This is a genomic window from Salinibacterium sp. PAMC 21357 (genome assembly GCF_000247645.1).
In the GTDB taxonomy this organism is placed as follows: domain Bacteria; phylum Actinomycetota; class Actinomycetes; order Actinomycetales; family Microbacteriaceae; genus Rhodoglobus.
Window position 1 is genome coordinate 839,659 of record NZ_AHWA01000004.1, and the last position, 15,539, is coordinate 855,197.

General features: G+C 61.7%; 15 protein-coding genes. 5 read left to right on the plus strand and 10 right to left on the minus strand.

The genetic code is table 11. The features are described from left to right. Position 1: 1 nt before the first annotated feature. Positions 2 to 1,639 carry an ABC transporter substrate-binding protein gene (locus ON14_RS07385; RefSeq protein ID WP_010204211.1) on the minus strand — a complete coding sequence of 546 codons (1,638 nt, stop codon included), beginning with the start codon at positions 1,637 to 1,639 and terminating at the stop codon, positions 2 to 4. Positions 1,640 to 1,667: 28 nt separating this feature from the next. Beyond that, the gene (locus tag ON14_RS07390; protein ID WP_026037595.1) at positions 1,668 to 3,329 is read right to left on the minus strand and encodes an amidohydrolase; all 1,662 of its coding nucleotides are present in this window, start codon (positions 3,327 to 3,329) and stop codon (positions 1,668 to 1,670) included. A 96-nt stretch (positions 3,330 to 3,425) separates the two neighbouring features. On the opposite strand from ON14_RS07390, the gene ON14_RS07395 reads away from it, so the two are divergent. The 5 genes from ON14_RS07395 (at position 3,426) to ON14_RS07420 (ending at position 8,281) form a co-directional block, all read left to right on the plus strand. Continuing rightward, a complete protein-coding gene (locus ON14_RS07395) occupies positions 3,426 to 4,112 on the plus strand; it encodes a TetR/AcrR family transcriptional regulator (protein ID WP_010204213.1) in 687 nt (228 codons plus the stop codon). After that, positions 4,109 to 5,362 (plus strand): flavin-dependent oxidoreductase, encoded by a 1,254-nt coding sequence (locus tag ON14_RS07400; protein ID WP_010204214.1) that lies wholly within the window; start codon positions 4,109 to 4,111, stop codon positions 5,360 to 5,362. The genes ON14_RS07395 and ON14_RS07400 overlap by 4 nt, the downstream gene beginning before the upstream one ends. Before the next feature lie 49 nt (positions 5,363 to 5,411). After that, positions 5,412 to 5,879: a DUF3237 domain-containing protein gene (locus ON14_RS07405; RefSeq protein WP_010204215.1), complete on the plus strand. Its 468-nt coding sequence runs from the start codon at positions 5,412 to 5,414 to the stop codon at positions 5,877 to 5,879. A 49-nt stretch (positions 5,880 to 5,928) separates the two neighbouring features. Further along, entirely contained in the window at positions 5,929 to 6,765 is an 837-nt protein-coding gene (locus ON14_RS07410; protein ID WP_010204216.1) for a redoxin domain-containing protein, read from the plus strand. Between the two features lie 802 nt (positions 6,766 to 7,567). Continuing rightward, positions 7,568 to 8,281, plus strand: a complete 714-nt coding sequence (locus ON14_RS07420; RefSeq protein ID WP_010204222.1) for an alpha/beta hydrolase — start codon at positions 7,568 to 7,570, stop codon at positions 8,279 to 8,281. 55 nt (positions 8,282 to 8,336) lie between these two features. On the opposite strand, the gene ON14_RS07425 is transcribed toward ON14_RS07420, so the two are convergent. Genes ON14_RS07425 through ON14_RS07460 form a run of 8 tightly spaced genes read right to left on the minus strand, consistent with a single transcriptional unit; the run spans position 8,337 to position 15,447 of the window. Next, a complete protein-coding gene (locus tag ON14_RS07425; protein ID WP_010204223.1) occupies positions 8,337 to 9,374 on the minus strand; it encodes a Gfo/Idh/MocA family protein in 1,038 nt (345 codons plus the stop codon). A gap of 21 nt (positions 9,375 to 9,395) precedes the next feature. Further along, positions 9,396 to 10,367 (minus strand): ROK family protein, encoded by a 972-nt coding sequence (locus ON14_RS07430; protein ID WP_010204224.1) that lies wholly within the window; start codon positions 10,365 to 10,367, stop codon positions 9,396 to 9,398. After that, the gene (locus ON14_RS07435; RefSeq protein ID WP_010204225.1) at positions 10,364 to 11,107 is read right to left on the minus strand and encodes a copper homeostasis protein CutC; all 744 of its coding nucleotides are present in this window, start codon (positions 11,105 to 11,107) and stop codon (positions 10,364 to 10,366) included. Before ON14_RS07435 ends, ON14_RS07430 begins: the two co-directional genes overlap by 4 nt. 1 nt (position 11,108) lies before the next feature. Next, positions 11,109 to 12,101: an asparaginase gene (locus ON14_RS07440; protein WP_010204227.1), complete on the minus strand. Its 993-nt coding sequence runs from the start codon at positions 12,099 to 12,101 to the stop codon at positions 11,109 to 11,111. Beyond that, on the minus strand, positions 12,094 to 12,990 hold the full coding sequence (locus tag ON14_RS07445) for an amino acid ABC transporter permease (RefSeq protein ID WP_010204228.1): 897 nt from the start codon (positions 12,988 to 12,990) through the stop codon (positions 12,094 to 12,096). The genes ON14_RS07440 and ON14_RS07445 overlap by 8 nt, the downstream gene beginning before the upstream one ends. Then, entirely contained in the window at positions 12,987 to 13,631 is a 645-nt protein-coding gene (locus ON14_RS07450; RefSeq protein WP_010204229.1) for an amino acid ABC transporter permease, read from the minus strand. Before ON14_RS07450 ends, ON14_RS07445 begins: the two co-directional genes overlap by 4 nt. A 30-nt stretch (positions 13,632 to 13,661) precedes the next feature. Next, complete coding sequence (locus ON14_RS07455; RefSeq protein WP_010204230.1) at positions 13,662 to 14,615, minus strand: glutamate ABC transporter substrate-binding protein; 954 nt, start codon at positions 14,613 to 14,615, stop codon at positions 13,662 to 13,664. Positions 14,616 to 14,673: 58 nt separating this feature from the next. Further along, positions 14,674 to 15,447, minus strand: coding sequence for an amino acid ABC transporter ATP-binding protein (locus ON14_RS07460; RefSeq protein WP_026037596.1), 774 nt, complete (start codon positions 15,445 to 15,447; stop codon positions 14,674 to 14,676). Positions 15,448 to 15,539 lie beyond the last annotated feature (92 nt).

The following is a 15,539-nucleotide window of genomic DNA, read 5'->3' on the forward strand; positions in this document are numbered from 1 at the left end:
GCTAGCGCGCGCCGATCGTTGCTGCCCAAGGGAAGTAGAGCATTGCGATAGAGGGAGCGACGCCGGTTACGCGCTCACCGAGGTAGACGCTGATCGGAGCCTCGTAGAGCGGCATCCACGGCAACTCTTGGTTGGCAATCTTCTGCAACTCTGCGGAATAGGTTGCACGCTCTTCTGGATCAGCCGCCGCAACACCCTCATCCACTAGCGAGTCATACTCAGCGTTGGAGTAATTGCCGTAGTTGGGAAACTGTCCCGTCTGCAGTACAGCGAACATTTCAAGCGGGTCAGGGGTGGAGAGGTACCAGGCCGTGAAGAACACGTCTGCACCCTCCCGAGCACTCGGGTCAAAGAAGAGCGTCGAGTACGCTTCCGGGGTCACCGTGTCGATCGTCGCCTCAAGCCCAATCGACTGCGCTGCTGCTGCCGTCGCCTGAGCAACAATGGCGAATTCGGCACCGATGGGGGCCGTGCGAATCACAATTTCTTCGCCAGCGACACCAGCGTCCTCGATAAGCTTCTTCGCCGCTTCGACGTCGTACGGGTAGTCATCAAGCCCGGAGAATGCTTCCGCAATGGTGTCGGCACTTGCCTCGCCCCAGACGGACTCTGTCGTCAGCGCGTTGGTAACCGTTCCGTAGCCATTCTGGGCGGCATCCACAATTCCTTGGCGATCTAGGGCCATCATGAGCGCCTTACGAACATTCACATCACCCAGTGGGCCAGCGAGGTCGCTGACGATCAGACTCGAGACGCTGGTGTTGAGACCAAAGTACAGATCACCGGATGACGACTGCAGCGAGCTGTACGCCTCGGCAGGGATGAGCCATCCGCCGTCTACTTGACCGGAAGTGAGGGCATTCACTCGGGCGTTCGGATCGTTCATGAATAGGATCTCGACCTCCGCAGCTTTCGCCCGCAAGGCTTGATCCCAGTAGTCGTCGTAGCGAGTGAGCGTCACTGATTCTCCCGACTTCCAGGACGTCAGCTCAAATGGGCCGGTGCAATTCACGAGTCCGGTGGAGTTTCCGTAATCCCGCCCGAGTTCGTCTAGGGTGGCAGCCGACTCGATTGCACCCGCGGCACCACTCATCCCGTAGTTGAATTGGGAATCTGGGCTAGCGAGGGTAACAGTGACCTCCAGCGGACCAGTCGCCTCGATTGCGGCGACGTTCTGATAGATCGAGTACCAGGACGATCCGATGTCGGGGTTGAGGTGGCGCAGCATCGAGGCGACCGCATCGTCGGCAGTGAGTGGTGACCCGTCGTGGAAGGTCACATCGTCTCGGAGTGAGTAGACCCAGGTCACCGGGTCTGGGTTCGCGTAGGAGGACGCGAGCGAAGGAGAGATACTGAAGTCTGGGTTGAGTCGCAGCAGCGAGTCACAGACATTCGAGAGAACCTGGTTGTCCGCGTAGTCAAACGCATAGGCGTAGTCCAGCGAATAGGGCTCTGCGTACGAGACCCAGGTGAAGGAATCAATGTCGCCAGCCGGCGCGGGAGTTTGGGCCGTGAGCTCGAACGAGACCGATCCGGTTGAACCAGTGTCTGCCGCTGGCGCAGAGCACGAGGTCAGCGCCAGCGCGGCGGCGAGAGCGATCGTGGGTATTACGGTGAGCTGTGTTCTGGGTAGTGACATGTCATGCTCCTCTATGGGGTGCTTGCGGTCAGTTTTTGGCGTAAACCTCGACGCCGTTGATCCACGTCGATACGACGCTGCTGCGATAGATCTGGTCGCTCGGGACGTCGAAGGGGTTCGGCTCGATAACGACGAGATTGGCGCGGTATCCGGCGGCAATGGAACCGGTGTCGTGTTCGCGATGATTCACGTATGCCGATCCGGACGTGTAGGCCGCGAAGGCCGTCGCGAGGTCGAGGCGTTGATGCTCACCAGCGAGGGGCTCGTTGTCAGACTCCGGCACAACACGATTAACAGCCATATGGATGCCCTCAATCGGGTCTGCACTCGACACGGGCCAGTCGCTGCCGGCCGCTAGTTTTGCATTGTGGCGAAGCAGATCCCCGAACGGATACTGTCGCATCGCCAAGTCCTTCTTCATGAACGGGAGGGTCAGTTCGTCGAGCTGTGTTTCGTGGCACGCCCACAGCGGTTGAAGGTTGGCCACGGCATCCAGCGTTTCGAATCGAGCCGTATCGCTCTCAGATACGACCTGAAGGTGGGCAAGGTGATGGCGTCCGTCGGTCGCACCGTTGGCGTCCCGTGCCGTTTCGAGCGCGTCGAGCGCCTCCCGGACCGCGCGATCGCCCAGCGCGTGGAAGTGCACCTGGAACCCCTCACGGTCGAGTTCGGTCACGTAGTTGTTGAGGAGTTCGGGCTTAATGAACGAGAGCCCGGAGTTTGCGGTGTCGTGCCCGTGAGCATCGAGGTACGGGTCATTCATGGCCGCAGTGAAGTTTTCCGCTACACCATCGACCATGATTTTGACGGTTCCCAGTTGCAGCAGATCAGTTCCGAGCGCTGCTATTTCAGCGCGACGCTCCACCATTTCGGAAACCTGCTCGCCGCCCCGTTCTCGTTCCCACCACTGCGCGCCAACAACGTGGGCCAGGAGTGTTCCCTCTTCGAGGGCCCGACGGTACGCGGGGAGATTGCTGGGCAGGGTTGGCACTTTGTCGCCGATCATCGCGTCTTGCCACCCCGTGATGCCGAGCTTCAGAAGCTCGTCCTGCGCTCGAAGAAGTCCCGCGTAGGCGAGATCGTCGTCTACTTCTGGAACCACCGAGATGAACGAATTGCCGGCGCCCTCGTGGAAGGTGCCAGCGGGGTACCCGTCGGCTTCGCGCTCAATGCGACCGTCAGCCGGATCAGGAGTGGATGCGTCGAGTCCTGCCGCGCGAATGGCTGCGCTGCTTGCCCACACGCTGTGGTGATCACGACTACTCAGCAGCACGGGCCGTTCACCAATCACGTCGTCGAGAAGCTGGCGCGCTGGAGACCCATTGGCGAAGTGGTCCATTGACCAGCCTCCGCCCGTTATCCACCCTTCGGGGTTCTCGGCCGCATACGCGGCGATCATAGCGAGGGTGTCGGCTGCGTCGACTGCTTCGGTGAGCGTGCATTGGAGCAGCTCAACTCCGGCGCCCACCGGGTGGATGTGAGCGTCTTGAAATCCGGGAGCTAGGAGGCCGCCGTTGAGTTCCACAGTTGTGGTGTTATCGCCCCGATAGAGCTCGAGCGTGTCCGTAGGCACGATGTCGACGATGCGACCGCCCGTAATCAGCACGGCCTTTCCCACCACTGGCTGTCCGCTGCCAGTAAAAATTTGGCCACCGGTCAGAATTACGTCTGCTTTGCCCACCGAGCACATCCCTAGGTCGTCGAACGGTTGTGGAGATGCTAGAGCGAAATCAACAGCGTTGTCAACACCGATGACAAATTGGCTGACCGCCGATAGGATGAGAACGTGGACACCACAACATCAGCCAGAGAAGACAAGTCGAAACGCCTCGATCGAGCCATCCTCGTCAAAGCGGGGCTCGAAATCGCTGCGCGACCTCATACCAACACCGTCTCCGTGCGCGCGCTCGGAACGGAGCTCGGGGTAGACCCGACCGCGATCTATCGCCACTTCGCAAGTAAAGACGACCTGATGCGTGCGTTGCTCGACGAGCTGCAGTCGACAACACTGAACCGAGTCTCCACGGGGTCGGATTGGCGCCAAAGACTTCGCGACCTCGCCTCGGCCACACTCGAAACTGGCCTTGAGCATCCTGCCATTGCGCTAGAAGCCACCGTCCTTACGACGAACGGGCCCGCAGAAATCGAGAGTATCGAGTTTATTCTCGCGGCACTCTCAGAGGCGGGGCTAGAAGGCACCGCTTTGGTGCACCATTACGCGCTCTACTCGTCTTACGTGCTCTCCGAAGTCGCCGGAATCGCCCGCGGGCGATCGGTGAGCGGCGCAGCAGCGCCTCAATCGGATTCGTGGTTCGACGGCCCGCTACTGGTTGACCCCCTGAAGCACGTTCACATTGCGGCCGTCGCCAGTGAACTTCGAAAATTGCGTGACAGCGATATCTTCACGCTCGGCGTTGACCTCATTCTGGACTCCGTTGCACGAACTGCCGCCAACGAGACCACTTCACCATGAAGGTCATCATCGCTGGCGCAGGAATTGGCGGCCTCGCCACCGCCCTCTCGCTACACGATGCCGGGATCACCGACCTCACCATTTACGAGGCCGTGGCCGAGTTGCGTCCGCTCGGAGTGGGGATCAATCTCCTGCCCCATGCCGTTCGCGAGCTGACCGAATTGGGCCTCGGCGACAAACTCGCCGAGCTCGGCGTGCCCACGAGCACGCTCAGCTACTACAACTGCTTTGGTCACCCCATCTGGTCAGAACCGCGCGGACGAGCCGCCGGCTATGACTGGCCCCAGTACTCGGTACACCGGGGCGAGCTTCAGATGCTGCTGCGCGATGCGGTCAGCGAACGGCTGCCCGGCGCGATTGTTCTCGGCTCAGCGGTCAGTGGAACCAACGCGAATGACGAGAAGCAATCCGTGCGAATTCGCACCCGAAACGGTGAGGAGCGAGTCGAAAGCGCGGATGTTGTGATCGCAGCAGACGGCATCCACAGTGCCGTGCGCAAGCAGCGCTATCCCGACGAGGGCGCACCCGTGTGGAACGGTCTCATGCTCTGGCGCGGCACCGCCCGCGTGACACCGTTTCTCGATGGACGATCGATGTTTATGGCGGGAGACGGGCGACAGAAATTTGTTGCCTATCCGCTCTCCGAAGCCGATTCTGACGGCCTCGCGCGCATCAACTTCATCGCCGAGAGGCGTCTTGACGACGATAATCCGGGACTCAACGACTGGAACCGAACAGTCGATAAACAGCAGATTGTCGACCTTTTTCGGGAGTGGAAATTCGACTGGATCGACATTCCTGCGCTCATTGATTCCGCCGATGAGGTGCTCGAATATCCGATGGTAGACCGTGACCCCGTCGACCGCTGGACCTTCGAACGACAAACATTGCTCGGCGACGCCGCGCATGCGATGTACCCGATTGGCTCAAATGGCGCATCGCAAGCGATCATTGACGCCCGCACTATCGCTTACCGCCTTGCCACCGCCAATTCCATCGAAACTGCGCTGCAGGCGTACGAGAACGACCGGCTCCCGACCACCACGAGAATCACGCTCAGCAACAGGTCCCTTGGCCCCGAACGAGTGATGCAACTCGCGTACGAGCGGGCGCCCGCTGGCTTCACCAACATCCACGATGTCGTCTCCGCCGCCGAACTGGCTGCCATCGCTGACGAATATAAGCGCGCCGCCGGGTTCAACCCCCAGCTCCTCAACGAACGTCCCACGTTTTCCGTATCCAACCGTTAGTTTCTGAGCCCAACGGCTAGTTACTGCGCCCAACGACCAGGAGGCCCCCGTGACACTCACCCCCACCGAACCTGGCCTTGAAGCCACCTTCGACGTCACGGTCCGTGTCGGGCAGGTCGCCGACTATGGGACCACGCGCACCGGAAATCGTCGGGTAATCGACATCATTGGAGGCGAGATCACGGGTTCTATCGACGCGACGATCCTGCCCGGCGGTGCCGACTGGCAACTCGTTCGGCCAGACGGCACTATCGATATCGACGGCCGCTATTCCGCCAAGACGTCGAAAGGCGGATTGATCTACATTACGGTGTCTGGGGTGCGAAGCGGCGCACCCGAAACTCTTGAGGCACTGCTTCGCGGCGAAGCCGTCGACCCTTCCGATTACTACTTTCGGACATCGTTGACACTCGAGACGTCGGCCCCCGAGCTTGCCCATCTTGAACAGTCGCTCTTCATCGCGTCGTGCGTGCGGGAAGCCGACACGGTGCGCTATCGGGCGTACCGTGTGACGTAGGTCTAGCTTCCGTTAGCCCGCGCGACACCAACGAAGACGGGCACCACGCATGCAACTCATCAAAAGGATCTACGGCGAAGCAACTGCCGCTTTGGCCGTTCTGGTGATCGCGTTAGTCGTCGTTCGCGCAATCGTTGAGTCGCAGCCGTGGTGGCTTGCCGCCGCCCTGCCGTGGGCTGCTTACGCGCTCTACTTGGCTCTGTTGATGACGCGCCTTGTGATCGTGCAGCGCCGGCATCCGTGGGTGCAGCTGTCGATTGCTGTCGTTGGCATTGCTGTTTCGGTTCTAGCCGGACCGTTCGCGGTGCTTGTCGCCGCGCTCGGCCTCGCCGTCATCCTGGGCTACAACTACTGGTACTCGGTGCAGCACGTCTCGACCAAGCCGGTGCGCGTCGACGAGCCGCTGCCTCTGTTCCCGCTCACCACCGTGGATGGCGACGTCGTCGACAGCAGCCTGCTCACGCACCAACCACACGTGATTATGTTCATTCGCGGCAACTGGTGCCCGTTCTGCATGGCCCAGGTGGCCCAGATCGCCGACCAGTATCGCGAACTCGATCGACGCGGTGTCGCCGTTGCGATCATCAGCCCGCAAAAGCCCGAAGACACTGTTGAGCTGTCGCAACGCTTCGACATCCCCGTCAGCTTCTACATCGATGCGGATGGCGCGGCTGCCGCCGTACTTGACCTCGTGCAGTCCGGCGGCACCCCGGTCATGTTCAGCGCCGGAGGCCAAGCCAATGGCGACACCGTCGTACCGACCGTCATCATCACCGACCACACCGGAACCGTGCTCTGGGCCGAGCAAACCGATAACCATCGGGTGCGGCCAGAACCGACAACGTTCCTTGACGTGCTCGATCAGCACGGCATCCGCGCACGCTAGGTGCAACTCTCAGGGACGTTGTGAACGGCGTGGCTTGAGTTAATGGGCGAGGACACCTCCGGTATCGATATGGGTTGTCGCGCTCACGCGATTTCAGGAGGCCCTCGTGTCCCGCGCTGACGCTTGGGTCTGCTGAAAGTTTGGTTGACTCCTGTCCGCTTCGCGCGAGGGTGGCGCCGGAGCCGCCGGGTTGAGGCTACACAGCAGTTCATGAAAGGCTCGGTCCACGCGGGCGACGTCGGCGGTGGCGTCAAGGTCCATCATCAGCCCTCGGATGACCGAGAGGACCATCGTCGATGACCCGGACCGGCCGATGGACGCCAGGCCAACCTCGAGGGGACCCAGCCAGTCGGTAGTGGCCAGCCGCCGGAAGCCCGGCCAGAGAGAGCGCTCCCTCTGCTCGCGCAACTGCCCGAACATTCGAAGGAACGGCTCTCCGTCCGGGCCGGTCATACTCCCCCATGCCCTCCCGAGCGTCTCCGTGTAGTCCTCGCCTGGCACCACCCGCAAGAGTTTCTCGAAGCTCGCGAGCTGACGCTGCCTGGCCCGGCGGAGTACCGCGACGAATAATTCGTCTCTGGTACCAAAGTGATAGAGCAGCATGCGCGCGGACACCCCCGACGCTTGCACGAATGGCTCAAGGCGATCAGGAAGACCAAATGCCAGAGCGTGGTCGGTGCACCGATCGAGGAGTTGGTCCGCGATCTCCGGCTGCGGATGTCGTCCCATGCCCTGATCCTTTCACGTAACGATCGCTACGTATACCGTTAAAGATGGCCACCCGTTAAGTAAGGAGAAACATATGGACGTCATTTTTGTGCACGGTGCCCTGGTGCGAGATGGAGCATGGTGGTGGCGTGAGACCGCCGAGCTCCTCCATGAGCGAACCGGGGTCTTGAGTCGAGCGGTGGCCTTGCCATCGTGCGGCGAGACGACTCCGGATGAGACTGCCGGTGGACTCCTCGCAGACGCCGCGGCTCTTCGACGCGAGCTCGATCGGGTCGACGCTGCAATCGTGGTCGGTCATTCTTACGGCGGAACGGTCATCGCTGAAGCCGGGTACCACCCATCCGTGTCAAACCTGCTGTACATCTCGTCGTATCTTCCGGACGTGGGGCAGTCGCAGGGCTCGATCATGAGCGGGGAGCCCAACCCAGTTGCTGTAGCCCAGCTCAGCGCCGGGCTGATTGGCGTTGCCGGATACGATGTCTCGTCCTTCGGCGAACGATTCTTGCAGGATGCGGAGCGTTCCGCTCAGGAGGAAGCGTGGAGCCGCGTGGCCGCCCAAGGCGTCGGAGCGTTCGCAACGCCCACATCGCAAGCAGGATGGGAAGGGATCGACTCTACCTACCTGATCTGCGGCGACGACCGCAGCACGTCACTCGAACTGCAACGCTTCCACGCCGCCCGGGCGACACACTCCGTCGAGCTTCCGACGGGGCACCATCCGTTCATCTCCCGACCTGACCTCGTTGTTGCGGAACTCGAGGTGATCCTCGCCCAGAATCAGGCCTGAGCCTGCAGGTCTCGTGAACCGAAGTGCTACGACTCGTCGTTCCGGGGAGTTGCCACTAGGCGTCAGCGGCAGCCGAGTTCGAGTTCGAGTTCGAGTTCGAATCCAGTCGAACGGGCACCCCGAGCTCTAACGACTTGGTTGCGGCAAGAGCAACTTCTAACGCCACTAGCGCAGACAAAGTCGGGCAGAATCCCGGCTCGACCTCGCGGGCAACGCAATCGAGAAAGTACTCGAGCTGTCGCGCGTAAGGATCCTCGGCTGCCAAAGAAAATCGAGAGTCATGCGCCACCGCCGAGAGCGAATAGCGCGACACTGCTGACGACCCCGAGGATGCGGCCGCGTACTCGTATTGCGCGAAACCTCCCGTGCCGACGACCTCGACAGAGCTGCGAAATGGCGCACCGCTGGACAGGTCGGCGTAGCTCAGCACTTGGCCGATGCCGCCGTCACGGTACGTGATTGTCGTCTCCACCGGGCCCGAAGCGTTTCGTGCACCGGGCACAGACGGCCCCGTTGCGGACACTTCGACGGGGTCACCGAGAAGCAGATTCATTTGGTCGAAGTCGTGGATACCGAAGTCGACAAGCATGCCGCCAGCTTCGGCAAAGTCTCGCAGCCAGTCTGCCCAGTCGGGTTTGCTGCTGAGTCGAGTGGCCCGCGCTGACAATAGTCGGCCGAGTTTTCCGGCGGCGACATCGTCGGCAAGCTGCCGGTAGCCGTCAAAGAACCGCACTACTTGCGCCACCATGAACACTTTTCCGCTGCGCTGAGCCTCATCGCGGATAGCGCGGGCGTCATCCATCGCCAACGCAATGGGCTTCTCCAGCAGAACGTTTTTGCCGGCCCGCAATGCGCTCACCGCCAGCTCGCGATGCGTCCCGGTAGGAGTGCAGATCGACACCACATCAATCTCGGGATCGTCGAGCACAACCTCAAAGTCGCTGATGACGGATGCCGCCGGTGCCGCTTCCGCCTCACCCCCGGCGGTGCGCGAAACAACATACCGAATCTGCTCGCCCCGGCCGAGGGATTCCAGAGCGCGAGCGTGGGTTGAGCCCATCGCGCCACGGCCAACGATCGCGATCCCTGTCATGGTTTCCTTTCGGCAATCAGACTAGAGCGGCACTCGTTCGGCATCGCGCACCCAGCTGTCGGCCACTTCGAGGCGGCCCACTTTTGCGAACGCGAGGAGGGCAGCGCCGATTCGTCCCGCATCGCCACCAAGGCTGGAGAGTACGACTTCTGGGGCGTCGCGCCAGGCGAGGTTTTCCTGCAGGTGCCGGGTTACGGGTTCAAGAAGCGCGGAACCGGCCTGCGAGAATCCTCCCCCGAGAACGATGACTCCCGGGTCGAGCAGGAGCGTGACCGTCGCGAGCCCCTGTGCCAAAGCTCGGGTGGCGTCCTCCCACACCGCATCTGCGTCGGGGTCAGTTCCGAGTCGAGCAACGATGTCGCGCGATGACCGCGTTCGCCCGGAGCGGGCAGCATAGCGGCGGGCAACACCCGCACCAGAGACATACACTTCGAGGCAGCCGCGCTGGCCACACGTGCACAGTTCGCCACCCTGAACGATCGGGATGTGTCCGATTTCGCCGGCAGCTCCGAGCGCTCCCCGGATCGGCCCGGTGGCAGAAACTAGCGCCGCCGCCATCCCGGTGCCGATCGGGATGAGGGTGAAATCCTCAATGCCTTTAGCGGCACCGAGGCGGCTTTCGGCCAGCCCTGCGGCGCGCACATCGTGCCCGACAGCAACAGGGATGCTGAGTTTGCTTTGCAGTTCAGCGAGCAGCGGCACGTTTCGCCAGTTCAGATTTGAGGCATAAGTGACGACCCCGGCAATCTCGTCGACCATGCCCGGAGTGACGACTCCAGCGGCGACGACCCGGCGCGAGTGGCTCACTGCGTCATCCAACAGTTCTGCGATTACCGACAGCAGTGCTTCGATGATTCCCTCGGCGGGAGTCGGTTGCGTTCTCGTCGCTACCGTCTCCCCCGTCGCCGAAACAAGCGAACCCTTTAGTGCGGTGCCACCAAGATCAATGGCAACAACGACATCCGGCAACTCGGTCTCGGTCGCAATGTTCATAGCGGTGCCACCGCAGCGTGCATTTCGCGAACCAGTTCTGGCGAGGTTACGGTGCGGCTTCCGCTGTCGTACAGGGCGGATGCTCCGCCTTGATAGCCGTTGCTCGCAATCTCGACGGGTGCCCGAAAGTGAAGTTCGGTGACGCCCGTGCGGCTCAAAATCTCTTGAGCGTTGTGCGCCCGAACGCCGCCGCCCGCAAGAATGGTGATGCGTTCGCCCGCCTGCTCCACAAGGGCGGCCATAACGTCGGCACCTTCGAGAACGCTTGACGCTCCGCCTGAGGTCAGCACTCGCGCGATGCCCACCGCGATGAGCGTTTCTAGCGCCGCCGAGTGGTCGACGACGAGGTCAAACGCTTTATGGAATGTCACCGGATGCACGTCCGCTGCTTCGACGAGCGCTGCCGTTGCTGCGCTATCCACCGTTCCCTCCGGGGTGAGGGCGCCGATGACGAAGCCTAGAGTGACACCTTCACCGCGAGGCAGGTCCCGCATCGAATGGATATCGGCAACCATCGCGTCGACTTCAGCCGGCGAGTACACGAAGTCCCCACCACGTTGGCGAATCAGCACCATCACGGTCATCGATGTCAGCGAGGCGAGCACCGAAGACACCGTGCCGAGGCTGGGCGTTATGCCGCCAGTATCGAGAGCTGCGCACAGCTCAATACGGTGAGCTCCGGCCTTTTCAGCATCGAGAGCTCCGCCAATATCGTCAAGGCACACCTCGAGAATCGTCACGTTATGCTCGCGCTGCTGTGATGGCACTACGAAGGTCGGCACCGATTTCAATCTGGCCGACTGGCTTTCCGCCGCCGAGCACAGGCACGTGAGCAAACCGGGCGGCCGCTTCGGTGTCGTAGCCGAGCGAGTCAAGAACAGCGAGTGCGATCACGGTGGTGGCCCGCGGGCTGCCGTCGATGATCTTCATCGAGACTGCAGCACCATCGCTTGTAGCCACTCCGATAACACCCTCAGCGCCGCCCTTCGAGAGCGCACCGGGCATGTTCACCATGAGTTCGCTGTTCGCGTGACCGCTGCCTCCGACATAGAAGGGGTTCTCGCGCATTGCCGCAGCGACCCGACCTGCGGGCGACTCAGGGTCGGCGAGTACGAGCGCCCGGAACGACGCCGCGACTCCGCGCACGGTCGTTCCGAAGAGGGGAGCCCCGCATCCGTCAACGGCGGTATGCGTAGCGACAACGCCGGTCATTTCGGCCATTGTCTTTTGCACTTGCTGCTGCAGTGGGTGCGACGGCTCTAGGTAGTCGGCGGTCGACCAGCCGTTGACAGAGCAGGCGAGCAGCATTGCGGCGTGCTTGCCCGAGCAGTTCATCCGCAGACGGTTGCGGCCTTCGCCCTCGCGAATCATCCGCTCAAAAGTTTCTTCGTCTTCGGGGCGGTCGACGGGGCATCCGAGGGCATGCTCACCGAGCCCAGCCCGCTCAAGAATGGCGGAGACAATGGCGACGTGGGCATCTTCTCCCGTGTGGCTACCGGCGGCGATCGCCAGCTCTGGCCCCGAAAGTTCAGCACCGGCAACGAGACAGGCCATCGCTTGCAACGGTTTAACAGTCGACCGTGGCAACACTTCAACATCGGGCTCGCCAAGTTCTAGGGCAACGCTTCCGTCGGCAGCGAAAGCGAGAAGTGAACCAAAATGACGGCTCTCGATCATGCCTGAACGCCGGATGATAGCGAGTTCGGAGAGAGGGCCAGCGGTGAGATCAGACATGGGGTGCTTTCTGTGGTGATTGCCCACCGGGGGTGGGAAGGGGCAGTGCCATCGTGGCGCTGGCGATAGTGGTGCGGCGACGACCAGGCTTCTTCTGCAGTCGCGAGGCTAGCCCCGAAAGGCTTCCGTTGACCAGCAAATAGATGATTGTCACTACGAGATAGGTCTGAATGAGTAGATGGTTGAAGCTCGACAGAACTTGACCGCGGTAAAGAAGCTCGGTGAAAGCCACGATGAAGCCGAGCGAGGTGTCTTTCATGAGGCTGACCAGTTGCGTGATCAGCGACGGGGTGACGTTGCGCACAGCCTGCGGCAAAACCACTAGTCGCATGACCTGGCTGCTGCGGAGCCCCAGGCTGAAGGCAGCTTCGGCTTGACCACGCGGCAAGCTCAGGATGCCCGCCCGAACGATTTCGGCGAAGACTGCGGCGTTGGCGAGCGTGAGGGGGATAGCAAGTTTCCAGAGCACCGGAAAGTTGATTCCCAACTGGGGAAGCCCGAAAAGCATCAGGTAGATCAGCAGCAGCACCGGCACGGTGCGGGCGATCTCGATGTAGCCAGCGCAGAGCCAGCTCAACCAGCGAACTTTGCTGACCCGGCCAAGAGCGAGGAGAGTTCCGAAACTGGCGCCCAGAATGGCGACAATTGCTGCGGCTTGGAGGGTGCCGAGGAGGCCGACGCCCAGATACTTCCAGATTGCGAGGTCAAGGAAGGGGGTCCACTTATCGGCGTCGAGCTGGCCCCTGCTGCCGAACTGCCAGAGTCCGGCACCAATGACGCCCGCAATGATGAGGGCGCTGATGATCGAACCAATGATGATGCGGCGGCGACCGCGCGGGCCGGGAACCTCGTAGAGGTAGGAGGCGACGTTGGTGTTAGGAGTACTCATCGGAGGATCGCCACCTTACGTTCGATTCGGCCGGCTGCGAGGCCGATCGCGAGAGCAATCAGCATGTAGGCGAGACCGGCGCCCGTGAAGATTTCAATGGGCTGCGCATAAACAAGGTTGATCTTGTTGACGCGAGACGTCAGCTCAACGACGCCGACGACCGCTGCCAGAGCGGTGTTCATGGCGAGCGCGATCATGACGTTGCCGAGGGGTTGAACGACGGCACGAAGCGACTGCGGGATCACGATCAAGCGCAGGCTTTGCCACAGGGTAAGACCGAGCGCACGGCTTGCTTCGATCTGACCGACCGAGACCGTGTTGATCCCGCTGCGCACCGCTTCGGCAACATAGGCAGCCTCGTAGACGGTGAGCACGATGATCGCTGTCGGCAGAAGCGGGAGGATGAGCCCCGCATCCGGAAGCGCAAAGACGGCGAGGAGGAGCAACGCCAAGAGCGGAACGTTGATGAAGAATTGCACGTACAGGAATGCCGCCCGCCGGAGGATTGGGATGGGGCTCACTCGAGCCACCGTCACAAGCACTCCGAGAATCAGGGACCCAACGCCGGCGACGAGCACCATAAGGAGCGTTGTGCCGATTGCGTCGAGGAGAAGCCCTGCGTTCTCCGTGAAAATTTCCATCTGTTATCTCCTGGCGTTGCTCCGCGCTCGTTAGGAGCCGGGAACCGATCCGATGGTCGGCGGCGTCGGGATTTCAGACTCGACGACGGTTCCGAGGCTGTAGGTCCAAGCCTGGCCCCACTGTCCGCCGTCTTGGATTTCAAGCAACCAGTTGTTGATGAAGTCCTTGAATTCGGTGTCGCCGAAGCCCAGACCGATGCCGTACGGCTCAGCAGTGAACGGCTGGCCAACAACCTTGAGGTCGGAGTTCGCTGCAGCGTTGCTGGCGAGCAGGGTGTAGTCCTGAACGTAAGCGTCGCCACGGCCCTGGAGGAGTGCCTGAACTGCCTGCGGGTCGGTTGCGAAGTCAACGAGCTCTGCGGTTGGCTGCTCTTCGGGAACGGCAAGAACGGCCGGAGTGTTGGCGCCAACGATGACGGTCTTACCGCCGAGGTCGTCGATGCCCTTGATCTCGTCGTTATCGGCCTTCACCGCAACGGCGAGTCCCGAGCTGAAGTACGGTCCAGCGAACGTGATCTGCTCGGCACGCTCTTCAGTGATCGTGTAGGTGTTGAAGACAACGTCAACGGTGCCGTTTTGCAGCAGTGCTTCACGAGTCTCGGATGCCGGGGGCACAATTTCAACGCTGGGCTCACCGAAGATGTAAACCGAGAGCAGCTGCGCGAGGTACGCGTCGAAGCCGGCAACGTCATCCGGGTTGGCGGGGTCCTGCTGAGAAAGCAGGGGTGCATCGAGAGCTTCGCCGACGATGAGAGTTCCGCGTTCGCGGATCTTCTCCATGGTCGAGCCGGCGGTGAAGAGGGCGTCGTCAGCAACGGGCGCACCGGCGAGCATCGCCTGAACGTCGGTCACGTCTGCGGCATCGTCGCCACCGGGAACGTTGCTGGACGAGTCTGTGGAGCAAGCGCTGAGGGCCAGCGCCGTCACCGCGACGGCAGCGCCGAAGACGGCAACCCGTCGGCGTGAGGATCCTAATGTGAACATGTGATTCCTTTTCTCTCGTGGTTGATGGTGCGTCTGTGCGGGTTGTGCGGGTGAAAAGTTAGTGAGCGAGGATCGACGCCAAGAATGTGCGCGCTCGCTCAGACTCGGGGTGGTCGAAGAACTCGGCTGGCGTGTTTTCTTCGACGATCTGACCGGCATCCATGAAGACGACGCGATGGGCGGCTCTGCGAGCGAAGCCCATCTCGTGGGTGACGACGACCATCGTCATTCCTTCAGCGGCAAGTGACGTCATCACTTCAAGTACCTCGCCGACCATTTCGGGGTCGAGGGCCGAGGTCGGCTCATCGAAGAGCATCACTTTGGGGTGCATGGCGAGGGCGCGGGCGATGGCCGCACGCTGCTGCTGCCCGCCCGAGAGCTGAGCGGGGAACTGATCGGCCTTGTCTGCGATGCCGACCCGAGCGAGCAGTTCGAGAGCTTCGCGCTTGGCGTCGGCCTTCGTCATCTTGAGCACGTTGATCGGGGCGAGAGTGATGTTCTCAAGGATGCTGAGGTGCGCGAAAAGGTTGAAGGATTGGAAGACCATTCCGACTTCGGAACGCAGCTGGGCCAGTTGGGCACCTTCGACGGGCAGCGGCTTGCCGTCGAGGGCAATCTGACCGGAATCGATCGTTTCGAGTCGGTTGATGGTGCGGCAGAGGGTGGATTTGCCAGAACCGGAGGGACCAACGACCACAACGACTTCGCGCTCGGCGACCTCAAGGTTGATGTTCTGCAGAACGTGCAGAGGGCCGTAGTGCTTGTCGACGGCTCGCAGGCTCACCATCGCGGGCGTGGCCGCCTGTGTCTGGGGCTTGTCGCTCTCGCTCATCAGTTCACTCCTTGCATGCGCCGGTGCATCTTTTTCGGGGGTATAGCTGGGCCCGCCTTCGGGTGGTGTTGAGCGTACTAACTTTTTGTGTT

Bases quoted from the DNA above. Each gene is read 5' to 3' on its own strand.
- ON14_RS07390 (WP_026037595.1), bottom strand. From the start codon at position 3,329: ATGTGCTCGGTGGGCAAAGCAGACGTAATTCTGACCGGTGGCCAAATT.
- ON14_RS07440 (WP_010204227.1), bottom strand. From the start codon at position 12,101: ATGTCTGATCTCACCGCTGGCCCTCTCTCCGAACTCGCTATCATCCGG.
- ON14_RS07385 (WP_010204211.1), bottom strand. From the start codon at position 1,639: ATGTCACTACCCAGAACACAGCTCACCGTAATACCCACGATCGCTCTC.
- ON14_RS07420 (WP_010204222.1), top strand. From the start codon at position 7,568: ATGGACGTCATTTTTGTGCACGGTGCCCTGGTGCGAGATGGAGCATGG.
- ON14_RS07460 (WP_026037596.1), bottom strand. From the start codon at position 15,447: ATGAGCGAGAGCGACAAGCCCCAGACACAGGCGGCCACGCCCGCGATG.
- ON14_RS07410 (WP_010204216.1), top strand. From the start codon at position 5,929: ATGCAACTCATCAAAAGGATCTACGGCGAAGCAACTGCCGCTTTGGCC.
- ON14_RS07445 (WP_010204228.1), bottom strand. From the start codon at position 12,990: ATGAGTACTCCTAACACCAACGTCGCCTCCTACCTCTACGAGGTTCCC.
- ON14_RS07425 (WP_010204223.1), bottom strand. From the start codon at position 9,374: ATGACAGGGATCGCGATCGTTGGCCGTGGCGCGATGGGCTCAACCCAC.
- ON14_RS07430 (WP_010204224.1), bottom strand. From the start codon at position 10,367: ATGAACATTGCGACCGAGACCGAGTTGCCGGATGTCGTTGTTGCCATT.
- ON14_RS07455 (WP_010204230.1), bottom strand. From the start codon at position 14,615: ATGTTCACATTAGGATCCTCACGCCGACGGGTTGCCGTCTTCGGCGCT.
- ON14_RS07400 (WP_010204214.1), top strand. From the start codon at position 4,109: ATGAAGGTCATCATCGCTGGCGCAGGAATTGGCGGCCTCGCCACCGCC.
- ON14_RS07450 (WP_010204229.1), bottom strand. From the start codon at position 13,631: ATGGAAATTTTCACGGAGAACGCAGGGCTTCTCCTCGACGCAATCGGC.